The organism is Caulobacter sp. GW821-FHT11E11, assembly GCF_058808315.1.
The window spans coordinates 544,706-571,088 of the sequence record NZ_JBXARO010000003.1; the positions used below are offsets into that span (position 1 = coordinate 544,706).

General features: G+C 68.3%; 27 protein-coding genes and 1 riboswitch. Of the genes, 18 read left to right on the forward strand and 9 right to left on the reverse strand.

All coding sequences use genetic code 11. The annotated features are described in order from the left end of the window. On the forward strand, positions 1–597 hold the full coding sequence (locus AC1RR5_RS09780) for a TetR/AcrR family transcriptional regulator (RefSeq protein WP_492921169.1): 597 nt from the start codon (positions 1–3) through the stop codon (positions 595–597). Here the strand turns inward: AC1RR5_RS09780 and AC1RR5_RS09785 are convergent. Further along, on the reverse strand, positions 594–911 hold the full coding sequence (locus AC1RR5_RS09785) for a YbjQ family protein (RefSeq protein ID WP_291873847.1): 318 nt from the start codon (positions 909–911) through the stop codon (positions 594–596). The two genes, AC1RR5_RS09780 and AC1RR5_RS09785, sit on opposite strands and share 4 nt — an antisense overlap. A 182-nt stretch (positions 912–1,093) precedes the next feature. On the opposite strand from AC1RR5_RS09785, the gene AC1RR5_RS09790 reads away from it, so the two are divergent. Both AC1RR5_RS09790 and AC1RR5_RS09795 read left to right on the forward strand, forming a co-directional pair. Continuing rightward, complete coding sequence (locus AC1RR5_RS09790; protein ID WP_291874416.1) at positions 1,094–1,558, forward strand: DUF4112 domain-containing protein; 465 nt, start codon at positions 1,094–1,096, stop codon at positions 1,556–1,558. A 36-nt stretch (positions 1,559–1,594) separates the two neighbouring features. Further along, complete coding sequence (locus AC1RR5_RS09795; RefSeq protein ID WP_492921170.1) at positions 1,595–2,056, forward strand: DUF4112 domain-containing protein; 462 nt, start codon at positions 1,595–1,597, stop codon at positions 2,054–2,056. Here AC1RR5_RS09795 and AC1RR5_RS09800 read toward each other — a convergent pair. Genes AC1RR5_RS09800 through AC1RR5_RS09810 form a run of 3 tightly spaced genes read right to left on the reverse strand, consistent with a single transcriptional unit; the run spans position 2,053 to position 6,213 of the window. Then, positions 2,053–2,628, reverse strand: a complete 576-nt coding sequence (locus AC1RR5_RS09800; protein ID WP_492921171.1) for a Uma2 family endonuclease — start codon at positions 2,626–2,628, stop codon at positions 2,053–2,055. The two genes, AC1RR5_RS09795 and AC1RR5_RS09800, sit on opposite strands and share 4 nt — an antisense overlap. A 42-nt stretch (positions 2,629–2,670) precedes the next feature. Beyond that, positions 2,671–4,824, reverse strand: coding sequence for a methylmalonyl-CoA mutase (gene scpA, locus AC1RR5_RS09805; RefSeq protein ID WP_492921173.1), 2,154 nt, complete (start codon positions 4,822–4,824; stop codon positions 2,671–2,673). 3 nt (positions 4,825–4,827) lie between these two features. Beyond that, positions 4,828–6,213, reverse strand: a complete 1,386-nt coding sequence (locus tag AC1RR5_RS09810; RefSeq protein ID WP_492921337.1) for a methylmalonyl-CoA mutase family protein — start codon at positions 6,211–6,213, stop codon at positions 4,828–4,830. A gap of 233 nt (positions 6,214–6,446) precedes the next feature. On the opposite strand from AC1RR5_RS09810, the gene AC1RR5_RS09815 reads away from it, so the two are divergent. From AC1RR5_RS09815 to AC1RR5_RS09835, 5 genes are all read left to right on the forward strand, one after another. Further along, positions 6,447–7,454: an NAD(P)H-dependent flavin oxidoreductase gene (locus tag AC1RR5_RS09815; protein ID WP_492921175.1), complete on the forward strand. Its 1,008-nt coding sequence runs from the start codon at positions 6,447–6,449 to the stop codon at positions 7,452–7,454. Between the two features lie 92 nt (positions 7,455–7,546). Then, complete coding sequence (locus tag AC1RR5_RS09820; RefSeq protein ID WP_492921177.1) at positions 7,547–8,266, forward strand: DUF2793 domain-containing protein; 720 nt, start codon at positions 7,547–7,549, stop codon at positions 8,264–8,266. 33 nt (positions 8,267–8,299) lie between these two features. Beyond that, positions 8,300–8,438: riboswitch (yybP-ykoY riboswitch) on the forward strand. A 56-nt stretch (positions 8,439–8,494) separates the two neighbouring features. Next, positions 8,495–9,070 (forward strand): TMEM165/GDT1 family protein, encoded by a 576-nt coding sequence (locus AC1RR5_RS09825; protein WP_492921178.1) that lies wholly within the window; start codon positions 8,495–8,497, stop codon positions 9,068–9,070. Positions 9,071–9,115: 45 nt separating this feature from the next. Further along, the gene (locus tag AC1RR5_RS09830) at positions 9,116–12,706 is read left to right on the forward strand and encodes a hydantoinase B/oxoprolinase family protein (protein WP_492921179.1); all 3,591 of its coding nucleotides are present in this window, start codon (positions 9,116–9,118) and stop codon (positions 12,704–12,706) included. Next, positions 12,706–13,182, forward strand: a complete 477-nt coding sequence (locus tag AC1RR5_RS09835) for a low molecular weight protein-tyrosine-phosphatase (RefSeq protein ID WP_492921180.1) — start codon at positions 12,706–12,708, stop codon at positions 13,180–13,182. Before AC1RR5_RS09830 ends, AC1RR5_RS09835 begins: the two co-directional genes overlap by 1 nt. A gap of 4 nt (positions 13,183–13,186) precedes the next feature. On the opposite strand, the gene AC1RR5_RS09840 is transcribed toward AC1RR5_RS09835, so the two are convergent. From AC1RR5_RS09840 to AC1RR5_RS09855, 4 genes are all read right to left on the reverse strand, one after another. Then, positions 13,187–13,672, reverse strand: a complete 486-nt coding sequence (locus AC1RR5_RS09840; RefSeq protein WP_492921182.1) for a hypothetical protein — start codon at positions 13,670–13,672, stop codon at positions 13,187–13,189. Between the two features lie 144 nt (positions 13,673–13,816). Continuing rightward, complete coding sequence (locus AC1RR5_RS09845) at positions 13,817–14,446, reverse strand: DUF1190 domain-containing protein (RefSeq protein WP_492921183.1); 630 nt, start codon at positions 14,444–14,446, stop codon at positions 13,817–13,819. A gap of 11 nt (positions 14,447–14,457) precedes the next feature. Next, positions 14,458–14,871 (reverse strand): DUF350 domain-containing protein, encoded by a 414-nt coding sequence (locus AC1RR5_RS09850; RefSeq protein WP_492921184.1) that lies wholly within the window; start codon positions 14,869–14,871, stop codon positions 14,458–14,460. 13 nt (positions 14,872–14,884) lie between these two features. Further along, a complete protein-coding gene (locus tag AC1RR5_RS09855; protein WP_492921185.1) occupies positions 14,885–15,529 on the reverse strand; it encodes a YjfK family protein in 645 nt (214 codons plus the stop codon). 156 nt (positions 15,530–15,685) lie between these two features. On the opposite strand from AC1RR5_RS09855, the gene AC1RR5_RS09860 reads away from it, so the two are divergent. From AC1RR5_RS09860 to pelA, 4 genes are all read left to right on the forward strand, one after another. Further along, entirely contained in the window at positions 15,686–16,357 is a 672-nt protein-coding gene (locus tag AC1RR5_RS09860) for a YjfI family protein (protein WP_492921186.1), read from the forward strand. Positions 16,358–16,381: 24 nt separating this feature from the next. Beyond that, positions 16,382–17,140 carry a PspA/IM30 family protein gene (locus tag AC1RR5_RS09865; protein WP_492921187.1) on the forward strand — a complete coding sequence of 253 codons (759 nt, stop codon included), beginning with the start codon at positions 16,382–16,384 and terminating at the stop codon, positions 17,138–17,140. Then, positions 17,140–18,303, forward strand: a complete 1,164-nt coding sequence (locus tag AC1RR5_RS09870) for a glutathionylspermidine synthase family protein (protein ID WP_492921189.1) — start codon at positions 17,140–17,142, stop codon at positions 18,301–18,303. Before AC1RR5_RS09865 ends, AC1RR5_RS09870 begins: the two co-directional genes overlap by 1 nt. A 93-nt stretch (positions 18,304–18,396) precedes the next feature. Continuing rightward, entirely contained in the window at positions 18,397–19,713 is a 1,317-nt protein-coding gene (pelA, locus tag AC1RR5_RS09875; protein ID WP_492921190.1) for a pectate lyase, read from the forward strand. Here the strand turns inward: pelA and AC1RR5_RS09880 are convergent. Then, positions 19,710–20,447, reverse strand: coding sequence for a copper homeostasis protein CutC (locus AC1RR5_RS09880; RefSeq protein WP_492921191.1), 738 nt, complete (start codon positions 20,445–20,447; stop codon positions 19,710–19,712). The genes pelA and AC1RR5_RS09880 overlap by 4 nt on opposite strands. Positions 20,448–20,502: 55 nt before the next feature. Between AC1RR5_RS09880 and AC1RR5_RS09885 the strand changes: the two genes are divergently transcribed. The 6 genes from AC1RR5_RS09885 (at position 20,503) to AC1RR5_RS09910 (ending at position 26,382) form a co-directional block, all read left to right on the forward strand. Further along, positions 20,503–21,543: a glycosylasparaginase gene (locus AC1RR5_RS09885; protein ID WP_492921193.1), complete on the forward strand. Its 1,041-nt coding sequence runs from the start codon at positions 20,503–20,505 to the stop codon at positions 21,541–21,543. A 62-nt stretch (positions 21,544–21,605) separates the two neighbouring features. Continuing rightward, positions 21,606–22,469 carry a dienelactone hydrolase family protein gene (locus AC1RR5_RS09890; protein ID WP_492921194.1) on the forward strand — a complete coding sequence of 288 codons (864 nt, stop codon included), beginning with the start codon at positions 21,606–21,608 and terminating at the stop codon, positions 22,467–22,469. A gap of 125 nt (positions 22,470–22,594) precedes the next feature. Next, complete coding sequence (locus AC1RR5_RS09895; RefSeq protein ID WP_492921195.1) at positions 22,595–23,581, forward strand: purine-nucleoside phosphorylase; 987 nt, start codon at positions 22,595–22,597, stop codon at positions 23,579–23,581. A 111-nt stretch (positions 23,582–23,692) separates the two neighbouring features. Beyond that, positions 23,693–24,151 carry a MarR family winged helix-turn-helix transcriptional regulator gene (locus AC1RR5_RS09900; protein ID WP_492921196.1) on the forward strand — a complete coding sequence of 153 codons (459 nt, stop codon included), beginning with the start codon at positions 23,693–23,695 and terminating at the stop codon, positions 24,149–24,151. A gap of 6 nt (positions 24,152–24,157) precedes the next feature. Beyond that, the gene (locus AC1RR5_RS09905) at positions 24,158–26,176 is read left to right on the forward strand and encodes an FUSC family protein (protein WP_492921198.1); all 2,019 of its coding nucleotides are present in this window, start codon (positions 24,158–24,160) and stop codon (positions 26,174–26,176) included. Further along, positions 26,173–26,382, forward strand: a complete 210-nt coding sequence (locus AC1RR5_RS09910) for a DUF1656 domain-containing protein (protein ID WP_291873900.1) — start codon at positions 26,173–26,175, stop codon at positions 26,380–26,382. Before AC1RR5_RS09905 ends, AC1RR5_RS09910 begins: the two co-directional genes overlap by 4 nt. Position 26,383: the final 1 nt, after the last annotated feature.

Genomic DNA, 26,383 nt, shown 5'->3' on the forward strand with positions numbered 1-26,383 from the left:
ATGTCGCGCCGATCGCGCCCCGAGATGATCGCAGAGACCCGCGCCAAGCTGATCGCCGCGGCCCGCAAGGCCTTTGGCGAGAAGGGCTATGCCGAGGCCTCGATGGACGATTTCACCGCCGAGGCCGGGCTGACGCGCGGGGCCCTTTACCACCACTTCGGCGACAAGAAGGGTCTGCTGGAGGCCGTGGTCCTGGAAATCGATGCCGAGATGGCCGAGCGCCTGTCGGCGATCGCTGCGGCCGCGCCCTCGCGTTGGGAGGGCTTGGTGGCCGAGAACATCGGCTATATCGAGATGGCGCTGGAGCCGGACATCCAGCGGATCATGCTGCGCGACGCGCCGGCCATCCTGGGCGACCCATCGACCTGGCCCAGCGCCGATGGCTGTATCGCCACGATCCGCGCCAATCTGGAGCACTTGCAGGCCGAGGGACTGGTGCGGCGCGACATTGACGCGGACGTGGCCGCGCGGCTGGTCTGCGGCGCCTCGACCGACGCGGCCTTGTGGATCGCCAATGCGGTAGACCCGGAAGCGGCCGCGCTGAAGGCGATCCCGACCTTCAAGGCCATGCTGGAAGGGCTGCTGCCCAGGCTCTAGAGAACGACGGCCGTCCCGGAGACGGAAACCATCATCATCGAGCCGTTGGGACCGACGGTGTTGTAGTCGAGGTCGACGGCCAGGATGGCGTTGGCGCCCAGCTTCTCAGCTTCCTTGACCAGGTTCTTCATAGCGTCTTCGCGGGCGCGGGCCAGGACGCGTTCGTACGACTTGGAGTGGCCGCCGACGAAGTCGCGGATGGCCGCCAGCAGATCGAGCACGACATTGGCGCCCAGGATCGACTGGGCATAGATAGCGCCCTTGTACTCCCGGACGGGGTTGCCTTCGATGAACGGCGTGGTCGAGATCAGCATCCGGGAATCCTGGCGCGCAACAGGGTTAACTTAGGCGCAAACGCCGCCATTCGCGAGGGGCTCCCCCGGAAAGCGACACTAATCATCACGAGGTTCGCGTGGCGGGGGAATCTGGGGCCTTTGCCCTTCCTGCACGGCCGGGCTTCAGGCAGATTGCCCGCGTTTACCGTGTCCGGAGCCGCCTGGTGATCTTCGCGAAGTCGCACATCGAGCTGCACAACATCCGCAACAACGTCGAGCGGGTGAAGAAGCTCTCCGACAACGTCGTCGGGATCGGACCGTTGGGCATTGGCCTGGACGGCCTGCTGACCTGGATTCCGGGCGCGGGCGAGCTGTACAGCCTGGGCGCTGGCGGCCTGATCGTGCTGGACGCCGTGCGGGCTCGCGCGGCGCCGATGATCGTCATCCAGATCGTGGCCATCATCCTGATCGACACGGTGGCCGGCTCGATCCCGGTGGCGGGCAAGGCGGTCGACGTGCTGTTCACCGGCCACAAGTGGTCGGCCGACATGCTGACCAAGCACATGGACGACACGATCTACTTCGAGGGCTCACGCAAGGACGTGCAGGCCACGCAGGAGTATCGTGACCTGCTGGCGCGCATCCAGCAGGGCAAGGAACGCCGCCGGGTCGTGTTCCTGGGCTGATAGCAACGACAAGAGGGGCGGAGCGTTGAGCCAAGCATGACCGACGATCTTTCGCTCTCCTCCGGCTATTCGGATCGCCATGAAGGCCGCCGCGCCAAGGCCCATCGCGCCTGGCGCTCGGCCGAGACGGTCAAGCGCCTCTCCGACCGCCTGATCGGCGTCGGCCCCTTCGGCATCGGCCTCGACGGTGTATTGGCCTGGGTGCCGGGCGTGGGCCTGGCCTACGGCCTCAGCGCTGGCGCGCTGCTGATGTTCCACGCCTTCCAGGGCGGCGCTTCGGCCGGAACCCTGGCGCGGATGGCGGCCTATCTCGCCGCCGACAACCTCTCCGACACGGTGCCGGTCGCCGGCTGGCTGGTCGATACCCTGTTCCCCGGCCACCTGATGGCCGCCAAGGCGCTGCAGAAAGACATCGAAGCCCGCCACGGCCTGCCCGACGAGATCGCCGTGGAGCGGTCAAGGAAGAAGCGCGGGATGTTTGGGCGCAAGAAGGGCTAGCGGATCGGCGGCAGGTCGGCGAGGCGCAGTGAAACGCTCGGCAGGACGAGAGCCGTCACGGTGTCGTTTGCCGTATAGCGCTTGATGTCGCGATACACGCCGTCGACCGGATCGCGATGAACGCTGATCGTGTCGCTGTTCACATCCACGACCCAATAGTCACGCACGCTATGCTGAGCGTAGAGCTCGGCCTTGAAGGCGAGGTCGTGTCGAATGGTCGAATGCGCGATCTCGATGACGAGGCCAACATTGGCGCCGGTCACGTCAGTGAGCGCCAAGTCGGCGTCGTAGAGATAGAGGTCGGGATCGGGCGCGTTGATCGGCGACAGCCTCAGTGTGCCTTCGATGATCACCTGCACAGCGTCGCCCGCGAAAAGCATGAAGCGCTTTGCGATCTGCATCTTCACGCGAGTATGCGGTGCGCCTTCGGCAGCCATCTCGACTAGGGCTCCATCGATCAGCTCGACACGAGCGCTTTCGTCGAGGATCCCAGCCTCTTGCATGCGCAGCACATCGTCCAGCGTGAAGCGGTGCTGTTGAGACGTTTCCAGCGCGCGGACGAGGGCGTTCATGAGCTAATCGTACCACGCCGTACGATTAGCGCACGCTCGATCCTACGCCGCCGTGCCCTGGCTGTAGCCGAGCTGGATGTTCAGCTTCTCCAGCACCTCGATGGCCGCTTCGGCGATGACCGTGCCGGGCGGGAAGATGCTGGCGGCGCCGGCGTCCAGCAGGGCCTGGAAGTCCTGGGGCGGGATCACGCCGCCGACCACCACCACGATGTCAGAACGGTCGCGCTTGGCCAGTTCGGCCTTCAGTTCGGGCACCAGGGTCAGGTGACCCGCCGCCAGGGATGAGGCGCCGACCACGTGGACGCCGGCGGCGATGGCCTCGTCGGCGGCCTCGGCCGGGGTCTGGAACAGCGGGCCGATCTCGACTTGGAAGCCCAGGTCGGCGAAGGCGCTGGAGATCACCTTCTGGCCGCGGTCGTGGCCGTCCTGGCCCATCTTGGCGACCATGATGCGCGGCGCGCCGCCGTGGGCTTCGCGGAAGGCGGCGACCATGGCGCGGGCGCGGGCGGCCTTGGGATCGGCGCCGGCCTCCTTGCCATAGACGCCCTCGATGGCCTGGATCACGGCGCGGTGGCGGCCGAACACCTTCTCCATGGCCAGGCTGATCTCGCCGACCGTGGCCTTGGCGCGGGCGGCGTCGACGGCCAGGGCCAGCAGGTTGCCGGTCCCGCGCGCGCCGTCTTCCAGGGCCTTCAGCGCCGCCTCGGTCGCGACCGGATCGCGCTCAGCCTTCAGGCGCTCCAGCTTTTCCAGCTGTTGGGCGCGGACCGAGCCGTTGTCGACCTTGAGCATCGGGATCACGTCCTCGACCTCGGGCTTGTAGCGATTGACGCCGACCACGCTCTGGCGATTGGCGTCGATGCGGGCCTGGGTCTTGGCGGCGGCTTCCTCGATGCGCAGCTTGGGGATGCCGCGCTCGATGGCCTTGGCCATGCCGCCGGCGGCCTCGACCTCTTCGATGTGGGCCAGGGCCTTCTGGGCCAGGTCGTGGGTCAGGCGCTCGACATAGTAGCTGCCGCCCCAGGGGTCGGCCACGCGGGTCGTGCCGCTCTCCATCTGCAGGAACAGCTGGGTGTTGCGGGCGATGCGGGCCGAGAAGTCGGTCGGGAGGGCCAGGGCCTCGTCCAGGGCGTTGGTGTGCAGGCTCTGGGTCTGGCCGTTCACGGCGGCCATGGCCTCTACGCAGGTGCGCGAGACGTTGTTGAACACGTCCTGCGCCGCCAGCGACCAGCCCGAGGTCTGGCTGTGCGTGCGCAGGGATAGCGAGCGGTCGTCCTTGGGCTCGAACTCGCGCTTCATCAGGCGAGCCCACAGCAGGCGGGCCGCGCGCATCTTCGCGACCTCCATGAAGTAGTTCATGCCGATCGCCCAGAAGAAGCTCAGGCGCGGGGCGAAGACGTCGATGCTCATGCCGGCCGCGACGCCGGCGCGGGCGTATTCGATGCCGTCGGCCAGGGTGTAGGCCAGCTCCAGGTCGGCCGTCGCCCCAGCCTCCTGCATGTGATAGCCGCTGATCGAGATCGAGTTGAACTTGGGCATGTTCGCCGAGGTGAAGGCGAAGATGTCCGAGATGATCCGCATCGAGGGCGCGGGCGGATAGATGTAGGTGTTCCGCACCATGAACTCTTTGAGGATGTCGTTCTGGATCGTCCCCGACAGCTTGTCGGGCGAGACGCCCTGTTCCTCGGCCGCGACGATGTAGAGCGCCAGGATCGGCAGCACCGCGCCGTTCATGGTCATCGACACGCTCATCTTGTCGAGCGGGATGCCACTGAAGAGCGTGCGCATGTCCAGGATCGAGTCGATGGCCACGCCGGCCATGCCGACGTCGCCCTTCACCCGCTCGTGGTCGCTGTCGTACCCCCGGTGCGTGGCGAGATCGAAGGCCACCGACAGGCCCATCTGACCGGCCGCGAGGTTGCGGCGGTAAAAGGCATTGGAATCCTCGGCCGTCGAGAAGCCCGCATACTGCCGCACCGTCCACGGATTGGTCACGTACATGGTCGGGTAGGGGCCGCGCACATAGGGCGCGACGCCCGGGAAGCCGCCGGTGAAGTCCAGGTCCGCCACGTCCTCGGCGTCGAACGCCGGGGCGACGGGGACGCCTTCGGGCGTGTTCCAGGCCTCGCCTTTCGGAGCCGGCGCTGAGGCAACCTCAGCGAAGTCGATGGCCGTGAAGTCGGGGAACTTGCTCATGGCTTACGCTCCCTCGAAGGCGGCGGCGAAGCGGACCGGCGTCAGGGCCGGGCAGTGGCTATCTGGGCCGGGAAGGCGGACGTCGAGACCGGTGACGGCGACCGCCTCGGGCGTCTCGACCTCCGGCGTCTTGTCGTCGGCGTTCGGGAAGACGGTGACGCCGAGGATCTTGCGGGATTTGTCGGCGAAGGCGGCTTCCTGCGAAGCGCGGGTGTTGGCCACCGCGTCGGCGACCGCTCCGCTTTCCAGAGCCTTGATGATCCCGCCGGCGGCCTCGATGGCCTGGAAGCCGCCCCAAGCGGCGCGGGCCATCTGGTCGGTCAGGCTGTCCAGGTACCAGGCCCCGCCGGCCGGATCGGCGACACGGCCCAGATTGCTCTCTTCCATCAAAACCAGCTGGGTGTTGCGAGCCTGGCGGCGGGCAAAGGCGGTGGGCAGGCCGATGGCGTCGGTGAAAGCGTCCAACAGGATCACGTCCGCGCCGCCAACCGCGCCGGCGAACCCGGCGGAGGTCAGGCGCAGCAGGTTGGTCCAGGCGTCGGCCTTGGCCAGCATCCGGCGCGAGGAGCGGACCTCGATCTTCGGCGCGACGGAAACCCCGCAAGCGTCGGTGAGCCGCGCCCACATCGCCTTGGCCGCGCGGACCTTGGCGACGCCGGTGAAATATTCCCCGTCCAGGCTGACGCCGAGCACGATCCGACCGAAAGCCTCGTCCATCGTCAGGCCCTGACGGACCAGAGCCTTGGCGTAGGCCAGGGCGCTGGCGGTCATCATCGCCAGCTCCTCGGTATTGGAGCCGCCAGCCTCGTGGGCGGCGCGGCCCGTGGCCAGGAAAAGGCTGGCCTTGACGTAGGTCTGGGCCAGGCGCGAGGCGACCGTGGCGGCGTTGAAGACGTGGCTCTCGATCGGGCCAGGGCTGACGCCGGCCTGGGCGAAGGCGGTGAGAGGATCCAGGTGGAACGCCAAGGGCGCGTTCGGCGCGGCCTTGGCCAGCGCGCCCAGCCAGTCGGCGGCTTTGGGACCCAGGAAGCCGGCGTCCAGGGCGACGGGGGCGAGGTCGACCAGCACACCCGACAGCGCCTTGGCCAGATCGTCGGCCGAGCCGATGGCGACGCCGTTCGCGCCCGTCGGATCGATCTGCAGCAGCACCGAGGCCGCACCGTTCTCAAGATCGGTCAGGACATCCTTGGCCGTATGCGAAAGATCGGGATGGGCCGCGCGGACGCGCAGGTCCCAAGGGCGCTCGGGATCGCGGGCGCGCAGGTCGCGGGCCACGGCAACGCCGTCGGCGGCGGTGTACAGCGGCTGGATCGTCAGGCCGTCGGGGGTCTTGACCGTCAGGGCGTCGTCGAAGCTCTGGCCTTTCAGGGTCTTCTCGACCAGGGCCATCCAGCGGACGCGCGTCGCGTCGTCGCCTTGGGCGCCAAAATCCTCGGCCAGGGACGTCGTCGGCACGGTCAAAGCGTCTCTCTCCTGCGGTGCAGCATTTTTTGTCTTTTCGACCGTGATGCGCTCCTGCCCTTACGGCCGTCAAGTCTTGCGCGGGAGCCAAACGCGCGTTTAATCTGATCGGTGATCACATATGTCGGCGCTCCAGACCGACTCCAAAGGGGAACTCCTCCATGGCTCTGCCGCCGATCCTGCGCGACCACCTGCGCCTGCCGGTCATCGCCTCGCCGCTGTTCATCATCAGCAATCCGGACCTGGTCATCGCCCAGTGCAAGGCCGGCATCGTGGGCTCGTTCCCGTCGTTGAACGCCCGTCCGATCTCGCAGCTGGACGAATGGCTGCACCGCATCACCGAGGAACTGGCCGCCCACGACAAGGCTCACCCGGAAGCGCGCAGCGCGCCGTTCGCGGTCAACCAGATCGTCCACAAGACCAACAACCGGCTCGAGGAGGACATCGAACTGTGCATCAAGCACAAGGTCCCGGTGGTCATCACCTCGCTGGGCGCCCGCGAGGATCTGAATGGCGCGATCCACTCGTATGGCGGCATCACCCTGCATGACGTGATCAACGACCGGCACGCGCACAAGGCCATCGAGAAGGGCGCCGACGGCCTGATCCCGGTCGCGGCCGGCGCGGGCGGTCACGCCGGCGTCCTGTCGCCGTTCGCGCTGATCCAGGAAATCCGCCAGTGGTTCGATGGGCCGGTGGCGCTGTCTGGCTCGATCGCCTCGGGCCGCTCGATCCTGGCCGCCCAGGCCATGGGCGCGGACCTAGCCTATATCGGCTCGGCCTTCATCGCGACCGAAGAGGCCAACGCCATCGAGGGCTACAAGCAGGGCATCGTCGAGGGCCGCGCCGACGGCATCGTCTATTCGAACCTGTTCACCGGCGTGCATGGCAACTACCTGCGCTCGTCGATCGTCAATGCGGGCCTGGACCCGGAGAACCTGCCGGTCAGCGATCCGTCCAAGATGAGCTTCGGCTCGGGCGGCAACCAGGAGGCCAAGGCCTGGCGCGACATCTGGGGCTCGGGCCAGGGCATCGGTGCGATCGACAAGGTGCTGCCGACCGCTGAGCTCGTCGCCAAGTTCGCGGCGGAGTACGAGCAAGCCAAGGCCGAATTGGCGGCCAAGACGGCGCTGACCTCCGGAAATCATTTGGCTTTCGCCGCCGAGTAAGCGGGCAAGGCACGGGGACGGAGCACGCTTCGTCCCCGCTCTTCGCGGCGACGTGATGCTGGGAGCAACTTCAACCGCTCCCGGAGCCGCACATGTTCGACGACGTCACACCCCGCCTTGGCCTGCCCTATGTGGTCGCCGCCCAGGCCCAGAAACACATCCCCATCAATGAGAGCCTCGCCCGGCTGGACGGCCTGGTGCAACTGGCCGTCGAGAGCCGGTCTGTCACTGTTCAGCCGGCCAGCCCCGTCAGTGGCGGCGTCTGGATCGCCGCCTGGCCCGGCCCGCCGGCGGGAACGCTGATGCGCTTCGAGGCCGGCGCCTGGGAGGCCCTGACGCCTGCCGCGGGCGTCTTGGCCTGGGTCAAAGACGAGAACCAGATGGTCGCCTTCGACGGCGCGGCCTGGACGCCGCTGTCGGCGACGTTCCGGAGCACTGTGGCGGCTCAGACGCCAAACCTCGCCAACACCCGCCTGGAGGTCCTGGAGCAGGAGGTCGCGCTGTCGGGCGCCTCGATCGCGACCAGCATCGCTATCCCGAGCCGCGCCATCGTGCTGGCGGTCTCGACCCGGACCACGGCCGCGATCACCGGGGCGGCGTCGTACCATTGCGGCGTCTCGGGCGAGGCCAGCAAGTTCGGCGGTTCGCTTGGCGTGGCCAAGAACTCCAGCAACATCGGGGTGATTGGTCCGACGGCCTTCTACGCCGACACGCCGGTGCTGCTGACGGCGGTGGGTGGGAACTTCGTGGCGGGGAAGGTGAGAGTGGCTATTCACGTGCTGCGGTTCGACGCACCCGCTTCGGTGGCCTGACGCGTTGACGGCGGGGATGGGCTCGGCTACACGCCGCCTCACCTTTGGGGAGTAGCCGCCCGCATCTATCAGCGGGCCCCGCCGTCAACACACTTGGTCCTCGGACCATGGCGCGGGGAAAGGAAGCGACTTTAGAGCTTCCTTGGCGAGACCAATGGCGCCGATTTCCATCCGGGCCGGGTGGACGTCGACGCTATTGGCATGCGCCCGGCCCGGAGGACTATTTCAGTGGAAAGCCTGCTCGTCTCGACCCTGGTCGTGGCCATCGCCGAGATCGGCGACAAGACCCAGCTCCTGGCCATCATCCTGGCCACGCGGTTCAAGAAGCCGATCCCGATCATCATGGGCATCTTGGTCGCCACCCTGGCCAACCACGCCCTGGCCGCCACGGCAGGTTACTGGGTCGCCGACTCCCTAAGCGGCGCCTGGTTCAAGTGGGCCATCGCCATCTCGTTCATCGCCATGGCCGGCTGGGCGCTGATCCCCGACAAGGCCGATGACGAGGAGGGCCAGAACGCGGGTCGCTACGGCGTCTTCCTGACCACCACCATCGCCTTCTTCCTGGTCGAGATGGGCGACAAGACCCAGATCGCCACGGTGGCCCTGGGCGCCAAGTTCCACTCGATCTTCTGGGTCGCCGCCGGCACCACCCTGGGCATGATGCTGGCCAATGTGCCCGCCGTGTACCTGGGCGAGGCCGCCACCAAGATCGTGCCGCTGAAGTACGTGCGCATCGGCGCGGCGCTGATCTTCCTCCTGCTGGGCATTTGGCAGGTGGCCGAGCTGACGGGACTGTTGAAGTAGCTCTCTCAGCGGCTATGAGGGGCGGAGCATGGAGTTTCGCCCCTCATGACCCCCAACCCTCAAGTTTTGCGCGGCTGGGAATTCTGGATCGACCGCGGCGGCACGTTCACCGACATCGTCGCGCGGCGGCCGGATGGGTCGCTGGTCACCCACAAGCTGCTGTCGGAAAATCCCGAGCACTATGCCGACGCCGCCGTGGCGGGTGTCCGGGCGCTGCTGCCCGAGGGCGCGACAATCGACGCGGTGAAGATGGGCACGACCGTGGCCACCAACGCCCTGCTGGAGCGCAAGGGCGAGCCGACGGTCCTGGCGATCACGGCGGGTCACGCCGATGCGCTGCGCATTGGCTACCAGGCGCGGCCTAAGTTGTTCGAGCGCCATATCGTCAAGCCGGAAGCCCTTTACGACCGCGTTGTCGAGATCGACGAGCGGATGAGTGTCGAGGGGCAGGTGTTGCGGCCGCTGGACGAGAGCGCCGCGCGAGTGGGGCTGCAGGCCGCGTTCGACGAAGGCTTCCGGGCCATCGCCATCGTGCTGCTGCACGGCTTTCGCTTTACTGATCATGAGGCGCGGGTAGCGATCATCGCGCGCGAGATCGGCTTCACCCAGGTGTCGGTCAGCCACGAGGTCAGCCCGCTGATGAAGCTGGTCGGGCGGGGCGATACGACGGTGGTCGACGCCTACCTGTCGCCGATCCTGCGGCGCTATGTGGACCAGGTCGCCGGCGCGCTGGGGCACGACACCCGGCTGCTGTTCATGCAGTCGAACGGCGGCCTGACCGACGCGCGGGCCTTCCGGGGCAAGGACGCCATCCTGTCCGGCCCGGCCGGCGGCATGGTCGGCATGGCGCGGACCGCCGGCGAGGCCGGGTTCGAGCGCGTCATCGGCTTCGACATGGGCGGCACCTCGACCGACGTCTGCCACTATGCCGGCCAGTACGAGCGGGCCTTCGAGACCGTGGTGGCCGGCGTGCGGATGCGCGCGCCGATGATGAACATCCACACCGTGGCGGCCGGCGGCGGCTCGATCTGTTCGTTCGACGGCGCGCGGCTGCGGGTGGGGCCAGCTTCGGCCGGCGCGGTGCCAGGACCGGCGGCCTATCGCCGGGGCGGGCCGCTGACGGTCACCGACTGCAACATCATGCTGGGCAAGCTGCGGCCGGAGTTCTTCCCCAAGGTGTTCGGTCCTAATGCCGACCAACCGCTGGACGCCGAGGCCGTTGCGCGCGGCTTCGAGGCGGTGTCGGCGGAGATCGAAGCGGCGACTGGCAAGGCCATGACCCCGCAAGAGGTCGCCGAGGGCTTCGTCACCATCGCCGTCGAGAACATGGCCAAGGCGGTGCGGCAAATCTCGATCCAGCGCGGCTACGACGTCACCCGCTATGTGCTGGCTTGTTTCGGCGGGGCGGGCGGGCAGCATGCCTGCCTGGTGGCCGACGCGCTGAGCATGACCAAGGTGATGATCCACCCCTTCGCCGGGGTGCTGAGCGCCTACGGCATGGGCCTGGCCGACCTGCGCCTGATCCGTGAGGAGACGGTCGAGCGACCGCTGGACGCGGCGGGCGACCTGACCGACCGTGCGAAGGTGCTGGCCGCCGAGGCTGAAGCCGCCCTGCGCGCCCAGGACGTGCCGATGGCCTCGGTCGAGACCGTCGCCAGCCTGCGGGTGAAGTACGCCGGCACCGACACGCCGCTGGTCGTGCCGTTTGGCGACAAGGTTCGCGAAGAGTTCGAAGAATTGCATCAGCGCCGCTTCGGCTTCACCTCGCCGACGACGGCGCTGGTGGTCGAGACGCTGTCGGTGGAGGCGATCGGGCATTCGAACGCAGGAGGCGCGCCGGACTTAAAATCCGTTGGAGCAATTCAAACCGGACCGCTGGCCATTGTAGAGACCCGCATGGCCGGCGAACTCCACAGCACGCCCGTCTTCGACCGTGAAGCCCTGGCCATCGGCGCCGAGATCCTCGGTCCGGCCATCATCCGCGAGGCCACCGGCACGACCGTCGTCGAACCCGGCTGGCGCGCCGCGGTCGACGCGCACCTCAATCTGATCCTCGACCGCGTCGTCGCTCTGCCGACCCGCAAGGCCATTGGCACGCAGGCCGACCCGGTCATGCTGGAGGTGTTCAACAACCTCTTCATGGCCGTAGCCGAGGAGATGGGCTTTGCGCTCCAGAACACCGCCTATTCGGTGAACATCAAGGAGCGGCTGGACTTCTCCTGCGCTCTGTTCAGCCGCGACGGCGACCTGATCGCCAACGCCCCGCACATGCCGGTGCACCTGGGCTCGATGGGTGACAGCGTGCGGGCCATCCGCGATGCGCGCGAACACGACGGACGCGGCATGCAGCCCGGCGACGTCTATATGCTCAACGCCCCCTACAACGGCGGCACCCACCTGCCGGACGTCACGGTGGTGATGCCGGTGTTCGACGCTGAGGGCGCTCTGCTCTTCTACGTCGCCGCGCGGGGCCACCAGGGCGACATCGGCGGGATCACGCCAGGCTCGATGCCGCCGACCAGCAGGACGGTCGAGGAGGAGGGTGTTCTCATCGAGAACTTCCTGCTGGTCGAGGGCGGGCGGCTCCTGGAGGCCGAGACGCGGTTCCTGCTGACCTCGGGCCGCTGGCCGGCGCGCAATCCCGACCAGAACATCGGCGACCTCAAGGCCCAGATCGCCGCCTGCGCGCGCGGGGCCGAGGCCCTGACCGGCATGGTCGCCGAGTTCGGCCAGGACGTCGTCGAGGCCTACATGGCCCACGTGCAGGACAACGCCGAAGAAGCCGTCCGCCGCGTGCTGGCGACGACCCGTAGCGGATCGTTCGCCTACGAGCTGGACGATGGTTCGGTCGTGAAGGTCGCCATCGAGGTCGACCAGCAGGCCCGCACCGCCCGCGTCGACTTCACCGGCACCAGCGACCAGGTCCCGACCAACTTCAACGCCCCCGCCTCGATCTGCCGGGCGGCGGCGCTGTACGTGTTCCGCACGCTCGTGGACGACGAGATCCCGATGAACGACGGCTGCTTGCGGCCCGTCGAGTTGGTCATCCCCGAAGGCTCGATGCTGCGGCCGCGTTATCCGGCGGCGGTGGTGGCCGGCAATGTCGAGACCAGCCAAGTGGTGGTCGACGCACTTTATGGCGCGCTGAACGTCATGGCCGGGGCGCAGGGGACGATGAACAACTTCACCTTCGGCGACGAGCGGCGGCAGTACTACGAGACCATCTGCGGCGGCGCGGGGGCAGGCCCGGACTTCGCCGGGACCGACGCGGTCCAGACCCACATGACCAACAGCCGCCTGACCGATCCCGAGGTGCTGGAGACCCGATACCCGGTGCTGGTCGCGGCGTTCTCGATCCGGCGTGGTTCGGGCGGGCAGGGGGCCTATCGCGGTGGCGACGGCGTGGTGCGCCGGATCGGATTCCGCGAGCCGATGGTCGCCACGCTGTTGTCCAACCGCCGGCGCGTGCCACCGTTCGGGCTAGAGGGCGGTGGCCCGGGCGCCGTCGGCAAGGCGCGGATCGAGCGCGCCGACGGTAGCGTTCAGCCGATGGCCGCCACCGATCTCGTCGAGGTCGGCGCGGGAGACGCCATCGTCATCGAGACGCCGGGCGGCGGCGGTTGGGGAAAAGCGTGATGACCAAGGCCAGCGTGCTGTTCGTCTGCATGGGCAACATCTGTCGCTCGCCCCTGGCTGAGGGCGCATTCAGGGCGGAAGCCGAGCGGCTAGGCCTGGACGTCACGGTCGACAGCGCCGGCACGGGCGGCTGGCACAAGGGCGATCCGCCGGATCCGCGCGCCATCGCCGTGGCCCGCCGCAACGGCATCGACATCAGCGGCCTGAAGGCCCGCCAGGTGAAGGCCGACGACTTCCGAACCTTCACCCACATCTACGCCCTGGACCACGACAACCTGCGCGGCCTGCTGCAGGTCGCGCCCTCGGACGCGACCGCCGAGGTCGGGCTGCTGCTGGATCTGGTGGAAGGCCATGCGGGGCGGCCGGTGGCCGACCCCTACTATGGCGACGACGCCGGCTTCGACGTGACCTGGAACGACGTGGTGCTCAGCGCCCAAGCGTTGGCCAAGCGCTTGGCGGACGAGGGTTGGCGCTAGGAGGCTAGTGCAGGGTCGGTCGCCGCGCGGGCTGGACCGGCGCTTCCGGTTCCTCGAACCGCATCGGCAGGGCCATGCCGTCATTGGCCAGGGCCGTGTTGAGGAAACGGGCCATGACCGTCACGGTCTCGGGCGTGACCACCATGCCCTCGATCAGGCGGCCGGCGATTTCGGGCGAGGCCGGGCAGACGCCGCAGGCGGTGATCAGGCGCTGCTCGTCGTCCGCATAGCCGCCGCAGCAGGGCGCGGACACGCAGAGGGGCCGGCGGACCTGGCCCTCGATGGCGCTCATCATCAGGATGAAGGCGGTCGCCACGCGTGGGGAGACGAGGGCGCCCGCCTTCTTCGACAGCCGCTGGCCGGGCTCTTCGCCCAGCACGCGGGCCGTCACCCACTGGCGCAGCATCCAGAGCAGGATGCGCTCGCCATCGGCCAGCCCGACCGGGCCGCAGTGGTTCAGGTGTGTCTCTGAGAAAGGGTCGGGCCGCACGCCGGAAATCTCCTCGCCAAGCAGGGGGCCGACACCCGCCGTGGCGAACCGATCTCGGTGAGCGGCCCGACGCGTTCTTGCGAACACTTCGCAACTAAACGCGACGCGCTCTTGCGAGTCAATCGCAAAAATAACGAACTCGGTCTATCCGCCGAAACCGCCGCGATAGCTGCCGCTGCTGGCATAGCTGCGACCGCCGCCGAAGCCGCCGCGCGAGACCACCGAGGTGCGGGTCTGGATCTTGGGCGGGGCCTGGCGGATGGCGTCCGGCGGATCGATGCTGGACTTGCTGATCGTCGTGCGGCCGGTGCCGTAGTCGCGGCCCAGGCGTCCGCCATAGGTCGAGTAATAGCCGTCGTCGCGGCGATAGAGGCCGGTGCCGCGATAGCCGCCGCCGTCCAGCATCTGGCCGATCACGAAGCCGGCCAGCAGGGGCGTGAAGAAGCTGCCGCCGCCATTGGCCTGGTTGCGCGGCACGCAGTTGCCGACGCCATAGACGTCCTCGCACGAGGCGCGGGCCTCGTAGCGCGGGGCGTTCTTCTCGTCGTCCTTCTGGGCGGCGCTGAAGGAGGTGTCGCACTGCTGGTCGGACACCTCGTTGGCGTCCTTGCATTCCTGCAGGGTCTTGTAGCTGAAGGCCTCGACCTGCTGGCCCTTGTTGGGGTCCCAGCTGGCCTGGCCGCCGGGATCGTCGCAGCCGGACAGGGTCAGCGCGGTGGCGCCGGCCAGCATGGTGGTGAGCTTCAGCGAGCTCGAGCGCTTGCGCGTGGTCATCGCCGGGTTCCTCAAACCGTCATGCAGGCGGCGTTCAGCAGGCCGACCGCGATCGAGATGCCCGCCAGATAGACGCCGATCGAGGTTTCGCCGTTCTCGATGCGGGCCTTGACGTCAGGCAGGGCGACCAGGCGCACGCCGGTGAAGGCGGCGATCTGGATGATCCCGGCCAGGGTCGCCCAGGCGGCGAGCTCGGGCAGGCTGACGGTGTGGCTCAGGGCCGAGGCCAGCGGCAGGGCATAGCCGATCAGGGCGCCGGCCAGGGCGATCGCGGCGGCGTTGTTGCCGGCGCGGATAAGGGCCTTCTCGTTGTAGGGCGTCACCCACTGGTAGATGTACTTGAAGGCGATCGTGAACAGGCCGGCCACGACGAAGGCCAGCAGGAACGCCGTCGCGCCTTCCTGGAATCCGGTGAAGTCGAACATCGTCGTTGGTCCCCTATGCCCTGAATTCGCCCACCGACAGCGGCAGGCCGATCATCGTCTCGTGACTGACGTCACTGCTGTCTTCCGGCTCGACCGTCAGCGCCAGCAGCAGCTCGCGCCCGTCGCCGCCGGCGAAGTCGCGGTGGAACAGCATGGCGGTCTGGAACAGGCGGCGGGCGGGCTGTTCGGCGTCGCGGTCGTAATAGACGTCTTCCCACAGCGTCACCGGGTCCTGCTGCTCGGCCTCGTCGCCGAACCACAGGCGGGTGTAGGCGGGCAGGCCCTCGGGCTGGAAGGTTCGACCGCGCAGGCGCTGGATCCACAGGTCGCGATCGGCGCGGTCGGCCGGATATTCACTGGCCCACGGGACGAAGACGGTGAAGTCGTTGGCCTTCTGGCCCTCGCGGTCGTCCGAGACGACCTGGAACAGGATCTCGTCGTCCGTGTAGAAGCGATGCACGAACGCGCCGTCGTTCAGCTGGATCAGGCCCTGGGCGGTGATCTCCAGCGTGTCGCGGTCGAGGGCGAACTTGGTCTCCGCGCCCAGGCGGCGCCAGGCCAGCGGGTCCAGCACCACGGTCCGGCCGATCGTCACGTTGCGAATGACGGGCAGGGCGGGGCGGGCGCCCTCTTTTTTGCCGAAAAGTTTTCCGAACATCGCGCTGCGCGAGCCCTCAAAGAACTGGCCGGCATACCTATCTGAACGATGATGCCGGCTCTACCCCAAGGCGCGCTTGCCCTAAGGAGAAGTCGGCCGCAGGATGCCCCCGAACGACGCCTTGTCAAGCGTACATGTTATGCGTACATGTAACGCATGCCTGCCAAACCGACGAGAAGCGCCCAGGCCGCTGAAAGAACCCGAGCGTGGCGCGAGGCCCGCAGGGTCGCCGGCTTCGTGAAGATCGAAGTCTGGGCCCCGGCGGCATGCAAGCCCGACATCCTTTCGGCCGTCCAGTCCATCGTCGTGGAATCGGTGCGCGGGCCAACTCTCAAGACCAACCCCCATCCTCCCAAGGGCGTCAGACACATGGACTCCGTTATCGACACCGCCTGGACGATCCACAGCCTGCGTGACGGGCTGGTGGAAAGCGCCCTCGTGCGCGAAGACGAAATGACCGCCACCGTCATCGAAGGCGTCGAGCCTGTGCTGCAGGTGGTCATGCACGAGTTCGGCGACCTGCCGATCTATGTCAGCGGCGGCGCGCTGCAGCTGGTCGTCTCGACCCTGCTGTGGCCCTGTGACGAGCAGAACGACCGCGCGGCCTTCAACGAGTTCCTGCTCAAGGCCCAGAAGATCGTGCCGCTGTCGAATTTCGGCATCACCAGCGTCGACGGCCGTGACTATTACGAGCTGATGGGCGAGATCTCGTCCAAGACCACCCTGCAGACGCTGATCATCGAGCTGCGCACCCTGGCCGACAACGCCATCGCCGCCGCCAGCGACCTGCGCGACACCTTCGAAAAAAGCCGCGCGTCGGCCGCCTAAAGAATTGGACCTGGAGACTTATTGATGTCGATCTGGAGCAAGCTCTCGGCCCTGTTCCGTGGGACCGCGCATGACGGTGCGCAGACCATCGTGGACGCCAACGCCCTGAGGATCCTGGACCAGGAAATCCGCGACGCCGACAACGCTCAGGGCAAGGCCCGGGACGAGCTGGCCAAGCTGGTCGCCCGCCGCCGCAGCCTGGAGACCGAGGTCGGCCAGCTGACCGACCAGTCGCGCAAGTACGAGTCCTCGGCCCGCGCCGCGATGAACAAGGGCGACCAGGCCCTGGCCCTGGAAGTGGCCCAGCGCATCGCCGACCTCGAGAAGGACGCCGGCCAGAAGTCGACGCAGATGACCGAGCTGCGCACGGCCGAGGAGAAGCTGCGCACGATCATCGCCCAGACCGACACCAAGGTCGAAGCGCTGCGCCGCGAGATCGAGATCGTGAAGGTCAACGAGAGCGTCCAGAAGGCCCAGGCCGCGGTGATCTCGCGCTCGGGTTCGGCCAGCGGCGTCGTCGGTTCGGCCGCCGATAGCCTCAAGCGCATCAAGGAACGCCAGTCGGTCCGCGAAGAGCAGTTCAAGCTGCATAGCGAGTCCGAGGACCGTAAGACCGGCGCGGATCTGGACGCCAAGCTCGCGGCCGCCGGCATCCTGCCGGGCGGTGGCGGCGCCGAGGACGTGCTGGCGCGCCTGATGGCCCCCAAGGACGAGGCTCTGCCCGCCCCGATGCTGGCCATCGAGGACAAGGTCAAGGTCAACAAGGACGGCTCGGACGCCTGATGCGCCGTCTTACCCTGACGCCTCGGCCGGACTGGAAGTCCAAGGCCGAGGCCGTCGGCTTCACCTGGCATCACGCCGATGGCCGACGCTATTGGGACGAGCGGGCGGCCTACGCCTTCACGCTCGAACAGATCGAGGGCCATATCGAGCCCGCCACCGAGGCGCTGCACAAGCTGTGCCTGGAGCTGGTCGAGGACGCGGTCGGCGACGACGCCCTGATGGCGCGGCTGCGGATCCCGGAAGCCTCGCGCGATCTGATCGCCGCCTCGTGGAAGCGACGCGATCCTTCGCTGTATGGCCGCTTCGACTTCTTCTACGACGGGGCGGGTCCGCCCAAGCTCTACGAATACAACGCCGACACCCCGACCAGCATCTATGAGGCGGGCGTGTTCCAGTGGCTGTGGCTGGAGGACCTGATCCAGCAGGGGAAGCTCCCCGACAGCACCGACCAGTTCAACAGCCTGCACGATCGCCTGGCCGAGCGGTTCAAGGAGATCTTCCCGAACGGTGGATTCGTCCACTTCGCCAGCGACGCCGACTTCGTCGAGGACCGCCAGACGGTGCGGTTCCTGGAGGACATGGCGACCCTGGCGGGCCTGGAGCCCAAGTTCGTGCCGACGACAGAGATCGGCCTCGACGCCGACGGCCGCTTCATCGACCAGGACAACTACCTGATCGGCGCGATCTTCAAGCTGCACCCCTGGGAACAGATGCTGCGCGAGCCGTACGCCGCCAACATCGCCGGCTCCAACACCCTGTTCCTGGAACCGCCGTGGAAGGCGGTGCTGTCCAACAAGGCGCTGCTGCCGCTGCTGTGGGAGCGCAATCCGGGCCATCCGAACCTGCTGGAGACCTATTTCGACGACGATCCCAAGGTCGAGCGCCTGGGCTCCAGCTACGCCCGCAAGCCGCTGTTCAGCCGCGAGGGCGCGAACGTCGAGCTCTGGAAGGATGGCCGCAAGGGCCGGGTTCTGGACCTGGGTTATGGCGAGGAAGGCTGGATCCGCCAGGAACTCAAACCCCCGCCCAAGTTCGGCGTGAACTATCCGGTGGTCGGCTCCTGGGTCATTGGCGACCAGGCCGCCGGGATCGGCGTGCGCGAGGACCGGGGCCGCGTGACCCGTGACCGCTCGCGGTTCATCCCGCACATCATCGAGGGCTGATCGACCTCTGTTTCAACCCGGTAGGAAACCGGTATCATTCCCGAGATATCCAGGCGTTCAACGACAATGACGCCCTCGGGGAGAGACGTCCGGATGACCTATCGCGCCGCCGCCATCGGCCTGTTCCTGTCCGCCAGCCTGCTGGCGTCGCCGGCCTTCGCCAGTGTGATCGGGACCAACACGCCGGCCCAGCCGATCACCGCCGAGCGGATCGCCAAACTGCCGGCCGCCCAGCAGCCGGCGTGGAAGGCCTATCTCGCGCGCTCCGGCGCCCAGGAGAAGGCCGACCGCGCCGCCCTGGCCGCCGAGCTGAAGCCCGGTGAGACCGCGCCGCGGCCGCCCGCGACGGGCCACGGCGACGGCGGCATGCCGCTGAACAAGGACGCGGCCTGGTACGCCTCGCCCGAGGCCCGCCACGTCGCCGACGTCATTGTCAGCTTCCAGACCCCGGCCGGCGGCTGGAGCAAGAACCAGGACCGCCACGGCGCGCTGCGCCTGCCGGGCCAGCCCTGGGCTTCGGACAACAATTCCAAATATCTGACCGAGAACGACTTCGACGCCGCCCGCGACCCCAAGTGGGGCTATGTCGGCACGCTGGACAACAACGCCACTATCACCGAGCTGCGCTTCCTGGCCAAGGTCGCCGCGCAGGCTTCGAGCAAGGATGGCGACGTCTATCGTCAGAGCTTCTTGAAGGGCGTGCACTATCTGCTAAACGCCCAGTTCCCGAACGGTGGCTGGCCGCAGGTCTGGCCGCTGGAAGGCGGCTATCACGACGCCGTCACCTTCAACGACAACGCCGTCTCGGAAGCCGCCGATCTGCTGACCGAGGTGTCGGAGGCCAAGCCGGACTTCGCCTTCGTGCCCGCCGACCTGCGCGCCAAGTCGGGCGCGGCCGCCAAGAAGGGCCGCGAGGTCATCGTCGCCGCCCAGATCCGCGTCGACGGCAAGCCGACGATCTGGGGCCAGCAGGCCGACCCGTTCACCCTGGCCCCGGTCGCTGGCCGCAACTTCGAGCCGCCGGCCCTGTCCACGGGCGAGAGCGCCGATCTCCTGACCTACCTGATGAGCCTGCCAGATCCGGCCCCGGCCGAGATCGCCGCCGTCCATGCGGGCGTGGCCTGGCTGAAGGGCGCGGCGCTGACGGGCAAGGCCTGGATCGGCGGCAAGGCCGACCCCGAAGGCCGCCGCCTGGTCGACCAGCCGGGCGCGGGTCCGCTGTGGTCGCGCTATTACAGCACGGCTGGCAAGCCGGTCTTCGGCGAGCGCGACAAGACCCTGCGCGACGACGTCAACGAGCTCTCGCTGGAACGCCGCAACGGCTATGCCTGGTTCGGCACGGGCCCGGCCAAGGCGATTGCGGCGTACGAAACCTGGGCCAAGACCCACCCGGCCAAGTTGGGCCTCTAGAGCGAACGCAGGATGCGGACCACCTCGGCCACGGCCGCATGGTCCGTGTCCCGCAGCTCGGGTGGCACGAAGCCCATGGCGCCCAGCTTGGAGGCGGAATCGGCGCCCGGCAGGAAGCCGCCGAACGAGCCGTGCACCTCGCGCACACCGGTGCGGCGGACCAACTCGGCCACGTTGCTCGGCCGCACGCCCGCGCCGGCCAGGATGGCGATGCGGCCTGCGGCTTGGCTGACCAGCGCGGCGATCTGTTCGGCCCCGGCCTCGGCGGTCAGGGCGCCGCCCGAGGTCAGGATGCGCTCGAAGCCCAGCTCGATCGCCGTCTCCAGCGACGCGGCCTGATCGGCCACGAAGTCGAACGAGCGGTGCAGGGTCATGCCCAGGCCCTCGCAGTGCCTGGCCAGCATCTCCAGCGCCTGGACATCCAGCTCGCCGTCCGGACGGTTGGCGCCGATCGCCACGCCGGCCAGGCCGTAGCCGCGCACCGCGTCGATGTCGCGACGCATCGTGTCCAGGTCGCGCGCATCGAAGCAGAAGTCGCCGTTCCGAGGACGGATCATCGGATAGATCGGGATCGGCGCCTGCGCCGCCAGGGCCATCAGGCCGGGGGCGGGGGTCAGGCCCTGCAGGGCCAGCGCCGCGCAAAGTTCGATGCGATCCGCGCCACCGGCGATCGCCGCCGCCAATCCGGCAGGCGTATCGACACAGACTTCCAACAGGACGCGGTCGGCGGTCATGGTCTGGTCTCGCTCATGCTAGGGAATCGGCGCGGCCTTCTTGGAGCACACGAAGATGATGAATCGTAGGGGTCTGATCGGCGCCACCCTGGCGGGATCGGCGATGTTGAGCAGCAAGGCGTCCGCCGCCCAAGGGAGTGGCGAGACGATCACCAAGCTGGACGGCCCGTGCGTGATCTCCACCTGGGACTTCGGCGTCGCCGCCAACCAGGCCGCATGGGCGGTGCTGTCCAAGGGCGGTAGGGCGCTGGACGCCGTTGAGGCCGGCGCGCGCATCCCCGAGCAGGACCTGAAGAACCACAGCGTCGGCCGCGCCGGCTACCCCGACCGCGACGGCCATGTCTCGCTGGACGCCTGCATCATGGACGAGCTGGGCAACTGCGGCTCGGTCGCGGCGCTCGAGCACATCGCCCACCCGATCTCGGTCGCCCGCCGGGTGATGGAGAAGACCCCGCACGTGATGCTGGTCGGAGCCGGCGCCCTGCAGTTCGCGATCGAGCAGGGCTTCCAGTACGAGGAGCTGCTGACCCCCGAATCCAAGGCTGCCTGGGAGGCCTGGAAGAAGGACGCCAAGTACGCGCCCAAGGCCAACAGCGAGGTCGGCGACTACGGCAAGACCACGGGCCGGCTGGGTACGCCGGGCGGGGCGAACAACCACGACACCATCGGCATGCTGGCCATCGACGCCAAGGGCAATATCGCCGGCGCCTGCACCACCAGCGGCATGGCCTGGAAGATGCGCGGCCGGGTGGGGGACAGCCCGATCATCGGCGCGGGCCTCTATGTCGACAACGAGGTCGGCGGCGCCACCTCGACCGGCGTCGGCGAGGAGGTGATCCGCAATGTCGGCAGCTTCCTGGTCGTGGAGCTGATGCGCCAGGGCCGCTCGCCCGAGGCCGCCTGCCGCGAGGCCGTCGAGCGGATCCTGAAGAAGAAGCCCCAGGCCAAGGACATCCAGGTGGGCTTCCTGGCCGTCAACAAGAAGGGCGAGGTCGGGGCCTGGGCGATCCAGTCCGGCTTCAGCTACGCCCTGTGCGACGGCCGCAAGCAGGACCTGCTGCTGCCCGGGAAAGCGACGTACCAAGTCGCGTCCTAAAGTGGGTAGGCGGCGGCAGAACGCGGTTATAGCGTGCCCGCCAAGTTCAGAGGGAGACCGCCATGTGCGATGACGATATCCACCCCGGCCTGGTTCACGACCCGCGCCTGTCGCGCCGGGCTTTCGGCCTGATGACGGTGGTCGCCACCGGCGTCGCCACCGTCGCCCGCGCCGACGACACGGTCGAGGAGAAGGACGTCACCATCAAGACCGACGACGGCGAGGCCGACGCGGCCCTGTTCTATCCCAAGGGCAAGGGCAAGCACCCGGCCGTGCTTCTGTGGCCCGACGTCATGAGCCTGCGCCCGGTGTTCCGTGACATGGGTCGCCGCCTCGCCGCCGCCGGCTACGTCGTGCTGGTCCCCAACCTCTATTACCGGGTCAAGAAGGCGCCGGTGATCGACGGCACCTTCAACTTCGCCAATCCCGACGACCGCGCCAAGATCACCCCGCTGCGCGCCTCGGTGACCCCGGCCGGCACCTTCAAGGACGCCGAGGCCTATGTCGCCTTCCTCGACGCCCAGCCGCAGACGGACAAGGGCAAGAAGATCGGCGTGCAGGGCTACTGCATGGGCGGTCCGCTGTCGTTCCGCACGGCCGGCGCCGCGCCGGGCCGCATCGGCGCGGTGGCCACCTTCCACGGCGGCGGCCTGATCACGGCCGACGCCGACAGCCCGCACCTGCTGATCCCCAAGACCCACGCCTCGTACCTGATCGAGATCGCCGACAACGACGATCAGAAGGAACCGGACGTGAAGGACAAGCTGAAGGCCGCCTTCGCCGAGGCCAAGCGCCCGGCCCAGGTCGAGGTCTTCGCCGGCGCCGCCCACGGTTGGACGGTGAAAGGCAGCCAAGTCTACAACGAGGCGGCCGCCGAGACGGCCTGGGCCAACCTGCTGGCGCTGTACAAGAAGGCGCTGGGCTAGGTCGCATCGAAATCGGGCAACGACGGGGACCGCGCCTTCGACGGCGCGGTTCCTCTGCAAATCAGCCTTTAAGGTTGATAGCGTCCAGCATGATCATCCGATTGCTATCTCGATACACTGGAACCTTGGTCGCGACGATCGTCGCTTTGGCCCTGGCGAGCGGCGCCCAGGCGCGGACTCCGACCCCGGTCAAGGTCAAGGTTTTCGTGGCCGCCATGTTCGAGATCGGCGAAAACATCGGCGACCGCGCCGGCGAGTTCCAGCCCTGGTACGAGCGCTACTGGCGCCAGAGCACGCCCCGACCGGTGAAGGGCGCTCTGAAGCCGGTCTACTGCGACACTGACGGCGTCTGCGGTTCGACCCTGGGCATGGGCAAGGTCAATGCGTCGGCCTCGATGCAGGCCATCCTGCTGGACCCGGCCTACGACTTCTCGCAGGCCTACTTCATTCTCAGCGGCGTCGGTGGAACCCCGCCGTCGCGCGGGACGATCGGCGACGTCTCGTGGGCGACCTGGCTGGTCGACTATGATCTGGGCCATCGCTGGGCGCCGGAGGAGAACACGCCCGGCGCGCCGACCTTCATGCCGCGGGCTGGGTACGAGGACTATCGCCGCTTCCCGCTGGATCCGAACCTGGTCGGCTGGGCCGTGCGCCTGTCGCAGGGCGCGCCGATGCAGGACAGCGAGGACGCCCGCCGCTACCGCATGCGTTATGCCGACGCCCGCGCGCGCAAGGCCCCCTCGGTCATGGTCGGCACGCACATGACCGGCGACACCTTCTTCCATGGCCCGGGTCTGTCCCGGGAAGCCCAGTACATCGCCAAGCTCTACGGCGCCGACGACTATGTGATCACCGAGATGGAGGCCGCCGCCCTGGCCCTGGTGATCAAGCGCCAGTGGGGAACGGGACGCATCCTGAGCCTGCGCGGCGCGGTCAATTTCGATCAGGGCGCGCCGGGCGAAACGACGCTGCAGCATCTCGACCCGGCGCCGGGCCAGACGGCCGGCGGCTTCGCCGAGACCGTCGCCAATATCGGCGTGGTCGGATCGCGGGTCGTTGACCACATCGTCGCCGACTGGCCGCGATGGCGGGACGGTCCGCCGCCCCTCTGAACTCGTCACATTGCGCTGCAGCAAATTCTGCCGGCGCCGCTCTTGCGATCAAATAGGTAGGATGCTATCTAATTTAGATAGGAAGCTACCTATTTAAAAGATCGTCGTTCCATGACCTCTGCCCGCACCCTTGCTGAACGCGCCTTCGCCGGCGCTCTGCTGCGCCTGGCGCGGGTCTATCGCAAGGAGGTCAATCGCGCCCTGGCCGCCCATGGCATCTCGGACGCCAAGGCCATGCCGGTGCTGCACATCGCCCGCGCCGGCGGTGGCATGCGCCAGGGGACACTGGCCGAGGAGATAGGCGTGGAGGGCCCCTCGCTGGTCCGTATCCTCGACCAGCTGGCCCAGGCCGGCCTGGTCGAGCGCCGCGACGACCCGTCCGACAAGCGCGCCAAGACCCTGCACCTGACCGCGGAAGGCCAGGCTCTGGCCGCCGTGGTCGAGGACGCCGTGCAGGTGGTCCGGGCCCAGATGCTGACCGGCGTCAGCGACGCCGACCTTCAAGCCGCCCTGCGCACCTTCGCCGCCTTCGAGGCCGCCCTGGACGCCGCGGCCGGGCAGGGGATCTAGCCTCCCATGTTCCCGAAACTCGATCGGCATACGCTGCTGTTCTCGGTGAACAGTTTCGCGGCGGCGATGCTGGCCCTCTATATCGGTTTCGCCCTGGGCCTGCCGCGCCCCTACTGGGCGATGACCACCGCCTATATCGTCAGCCAGCCGCTGGCCGGGGCCGTGCGCTCCAAGGCCGTCTATCGCGTGCTGGGCACCATCCTGGGCGCCATGGCCGCCGTGGCCCTGGTGCCGAACCTGGTCAACGCTCCGTGGCTGCTGTCCTTGGCGCTCGCGTTGTGGGTCGGCGGCTGCCTGACCATCTCGCTGCTGGACCGCACACCGCGCAGCTATGTGCTGATGCTGGCCGGCTATACGGCGGCGATCATCGGCTTTCCCAGCGTCTCCCAGCCCGGCGCGATCTTCGACGTCGCCGTGTCGCGGGTGATCGAGATCGGCCTGGGCATCATCTGCGCCACCCTGGTCCATAGCCTGGTCTTCCCGCGTCCCGTCGGCGCGGTGCTTCGCACTCGGCTAAAGACCTGGCTGGGCGAGGCCGACCGCTGGGCGCTGGACGTGCTGCGCGGCGAGGACGCCGAGGCCATCGCGCGCGACCGCCGTCACCTGGCCGCCGCCGCCAGCGAGATCCAGATGCTGGCCGTCCACCTGCCGTTCGACACTTCGCGCCTGCGCGAGACCACCGGCGTCGTCCGCGCCCTGCACGAGCGCATGCTGCTGCTGATCCCACTGCTGTCGGGGCTCGCCGACCGCATGGAAGCCCTGCGCGAGGTCCGCGACGACCGCGTCCGTGCTGCGCTCGACACCGTGGTCGCTTGGATCGAGTCCGGTTCGCCGCGCGATGAGGGCCTGGACCTGATCGAGCGCCTGCAGGAACTCGCCGCTCGCCGTCGTGGCGCGGCCTGGGACAGCCTGCTGATCGAGAGCCTGCTGGTGCGCCTGTCCGACGCCGTCCGCGCCCTGGCCGAGGGCCACGCCCTGATGGCGCGCCTGGACAATCCCGACGCCCCGTTGTCGCCGGCCCTGGACGCCTCGGCTAGGGCTAAGGGTCTGCGCCCGATGCATGCTGACCTGCCGCTGGCCCTACTGTCGGGCGGCGCGGCGGCGATCGCCATCCTGCTGTCCTGCGCCGCCTGGATCCTGGCCGGCTGGGGTGACGGCGCGGCCGCGCCCGTCATGGCCGCCGTCTTCTGCTGTTTCTTCGCGGCGATGGATGACCCGGTGCCGGCCATCAAGAACTTCGGCCTGTTCACCCTGGTCTCGCTCCCGCTTTCGGCGCTCTACATGTTCGCTATCCTGCCCAGTATCGACGGCTTTCCGATGCTGCTGCTGGTCATGGCGCCGCCGCTGCTGTTCCTGGGCCTCTACATTCCCAACCCCGCGACCATGGGCGCGGGCCTGGCCGTCCTGATCGGCTTCTGCAACGCGCTCGCCCTGCAAGAGACCTTCAGCGCCGACTTCGCCAGTTTCCTCAATGGCAATCTGGGCCAGTTTGTCGGCCTGCTGTTCGCGATCATGGTCACGGCCGGTCTGCGCTCGATGGGCGTGGACGCCAGCGCCCGGCGCCTGTTGATCCGCACCTGGAGAGGCCTCGCCCGCCTGGCCCGCGCCCGCCAGGCGCCCGAGCCGGCCGCCTTCGCCGCCATACTGGTCGACCGGCTGGGCATGCTGACCCCCAAGCTGGCCCAGGCCGGAGAGCGCCACGACTTCGTCGGCGTCGACGCCCTGCGCGACCTGCGGGTCGGCATGAACCTGGTCGCCGTCCAGACCGCCCGTCCTGACCTTTCGCCGGAGGGTAAGAGCCAGCTGGACGCCGCCCTCGACAGCGTCGGCGAGCACTTCGCCGCCCTGGCCGCCGGCCACAGCCGCAAGCCCGGCGAGGAGCTGCTGGCCCGCGTCGATGCGGCCCTGCGCGGCCTGTCGATCGCCCCCGCCGCCTCGGCGGTGCAGGGCGTCTCGGGCCTGGTCGGTCTGCGCCGCAACCTGTTCCCGGAGGCCCCCGCCTTCGTTCCGGAGATCGCCCGATGACCGGTGAGCTGAATATCGACGGGGTCTTCCTGTCGTCCGTCCTGGTCTCGGCGGTGATCGCCCTGGCCGCCTCGTTCGTCCTGCGTCGCGCCCTGTCGAAGGTCGGCGCCTACCGCTTCGTCTGGCACCCGGCGCTGTTCGACACCGCCTTGTTCGTCATCCTCTGGGCCGCCGTCGTGACGGTCCCTTCTCCTCTGAAGTTCTGAC

Coding starts and splice junctions, on each gene's coding strand:
- AC1RR5_RS09780 (WP_492921169.1), top strand. CDS start 1: ATGTCGCGCCGATCGCGCCCCGAGATGATCGCAGAGACCCGCGCCAAG.
- AC1RR5_RS09785 (WP_291873847.1), bottom strand. CDS start 911: ATGCTGATCTCGACCACGCCGTTCATCGAAGGCAACCCCGTCCGGGAG.
- AC1RR5_RS09795 (WP_492921170.1), top strand. CDS start 1,595: ATGACCGACGATCTTTCGCTCTCCTCCGGCTATTCGGATCGCCATGAA.
- AC1RR5_RS09800 (WP_492921171.1), bottom strand. CDS start 2,628: ATGAACGCCCTCGTCCGCGCGCTGGAAACGTCTCAACAGCACCGCTTC.
- scpA (WP_492921173.1), bottom strand. CDS start 4,824: ATGAGCAAGTTCCCCGACTTCACGGCCATCGACTTCGCTGAGGTTGCC.
- AC1RR5_RS09810 (WP_492921337.1), bottom strand. CDS start 6,213: ATGGCCCTGGTCGAGAAGACCCTGAAAGGCCAGAGCTTCGACGACGCC.
- AC1RR5_RS09815 (WP_492921175.1), top strand. CDS start 6,447: ATGGCTCTGCCGCCGATCCTGCGCGACCACCTGCGCCTGCCGGTCATC.
- AC1RR5_RS09820 (WP_492921177.1), top strand. CDS start 7,547: ATGTTCGACGACGTCACACCCCGCCTTGGCCTGCCCTATGTGGTCGCC.
- AC1RR5_RS09830 (WP_492921179.1), top strand. CDS start 9,116: ATGACCCCCAACCCTCAAGTTTTGCGCGGCTGGGAATTCTGGATCGAC.
- AC1RR5_RS09835 (WP_492921180.1), top strand. CDS start 12,706: ATGACCAAGGCCAGCGTGCTGTTCGTCTGCATGGGCAACATCTGTCGC.
- AC1RR5_RS09845 (WP_492921183.1), bottom strand. CDS start 14,446: ATGACCACGCGCAAGCGCTCGAGCTCGCTGAAGCTCACCACCATGCTG.
- AC1RR5_RS09850 (WP_492921184.1), bottom strand. CDS start 14,871: ATGTTCGACTTCACCGGATTCCAGGAAGGCGCGACGGCGTTCCTGCTG.
- AC1RR5_RS09855 (WP_492921185.1), bottom strand. CDS start 15,529: ATGTTCGGAAAACTTTTCGGCAAAAAAGAGGGCGCCCGCCCCGCCCTG.
- AC1RR5_RS09860 (WP_492921186.1), top strand. CDS start 15,686: ATGCCTGCCAAACCGACGAGAAGCGCCCAGGCCGCTGAAAGAACCCGA.
- AC1RR5_RS09865 (WP_492921187.1), top strand. CDS start 16,382: ATGTCGATCTGGAGCAAGCTCTCGGCCCTGTTCCGTGGGACCGCGCAT.
- AC1RR5_RS09870 (WP_492921189.1), top strand. CDS start 17,140: ATGCGCCGTCTTACCCTGACGCCTCGGCCGGACTGGAAGTCCAAGGCC.
- pelA (WP_492921190.1), top strand. CDS start 18,397: ATGACCTATCGCGCCGCCGCCATCGGCCTGTTCCTGTCCGCCAGCCTG.
- AC1RR5_RS09880 (WP_492921191.1), bottom strand. CDS start 20,447: ATGACCGCCGACCGCGTCCTGTTGGAAGTCTGTGTCGATACGCCTGCC.
- AC1RR5_RS09885 (WP_492921193.1), top strand. CDS start 20,503: ATGATGAATCGTAGGGGTCTGATCGGCGCCACCCTGGCGGGATCGGCG.
- AC1RR5_RS09890 (WP_492921194.1), top strand. CDS start 21,606: ATGTGCGATGACGATATCCACCCCGGCCTGGTTCACGACCCGCGCCTG.
- AC1RR5_RS09900 (WP_492921196.1), top strand. CDS start 23,693: ATGACCTCTGCCCGCACCCTTGCTGAACGCGCCTTCGCCGGCGCTCTG.
- AC1RR5_RS09905 (WP_492921198.1), top strand. CDS start 24,158: ATGTTCCCGAAACTCGATCGGCATACGCTGCTGTTCTCGGTGAACAGT.
- AC1RR5_RS09910 (WP_291873900.1), top strand. CDS start 26,173: ATGACCGGTGAGCTGAATATCGACGGGGTCTTCCTGTCGTCCGTCCTG.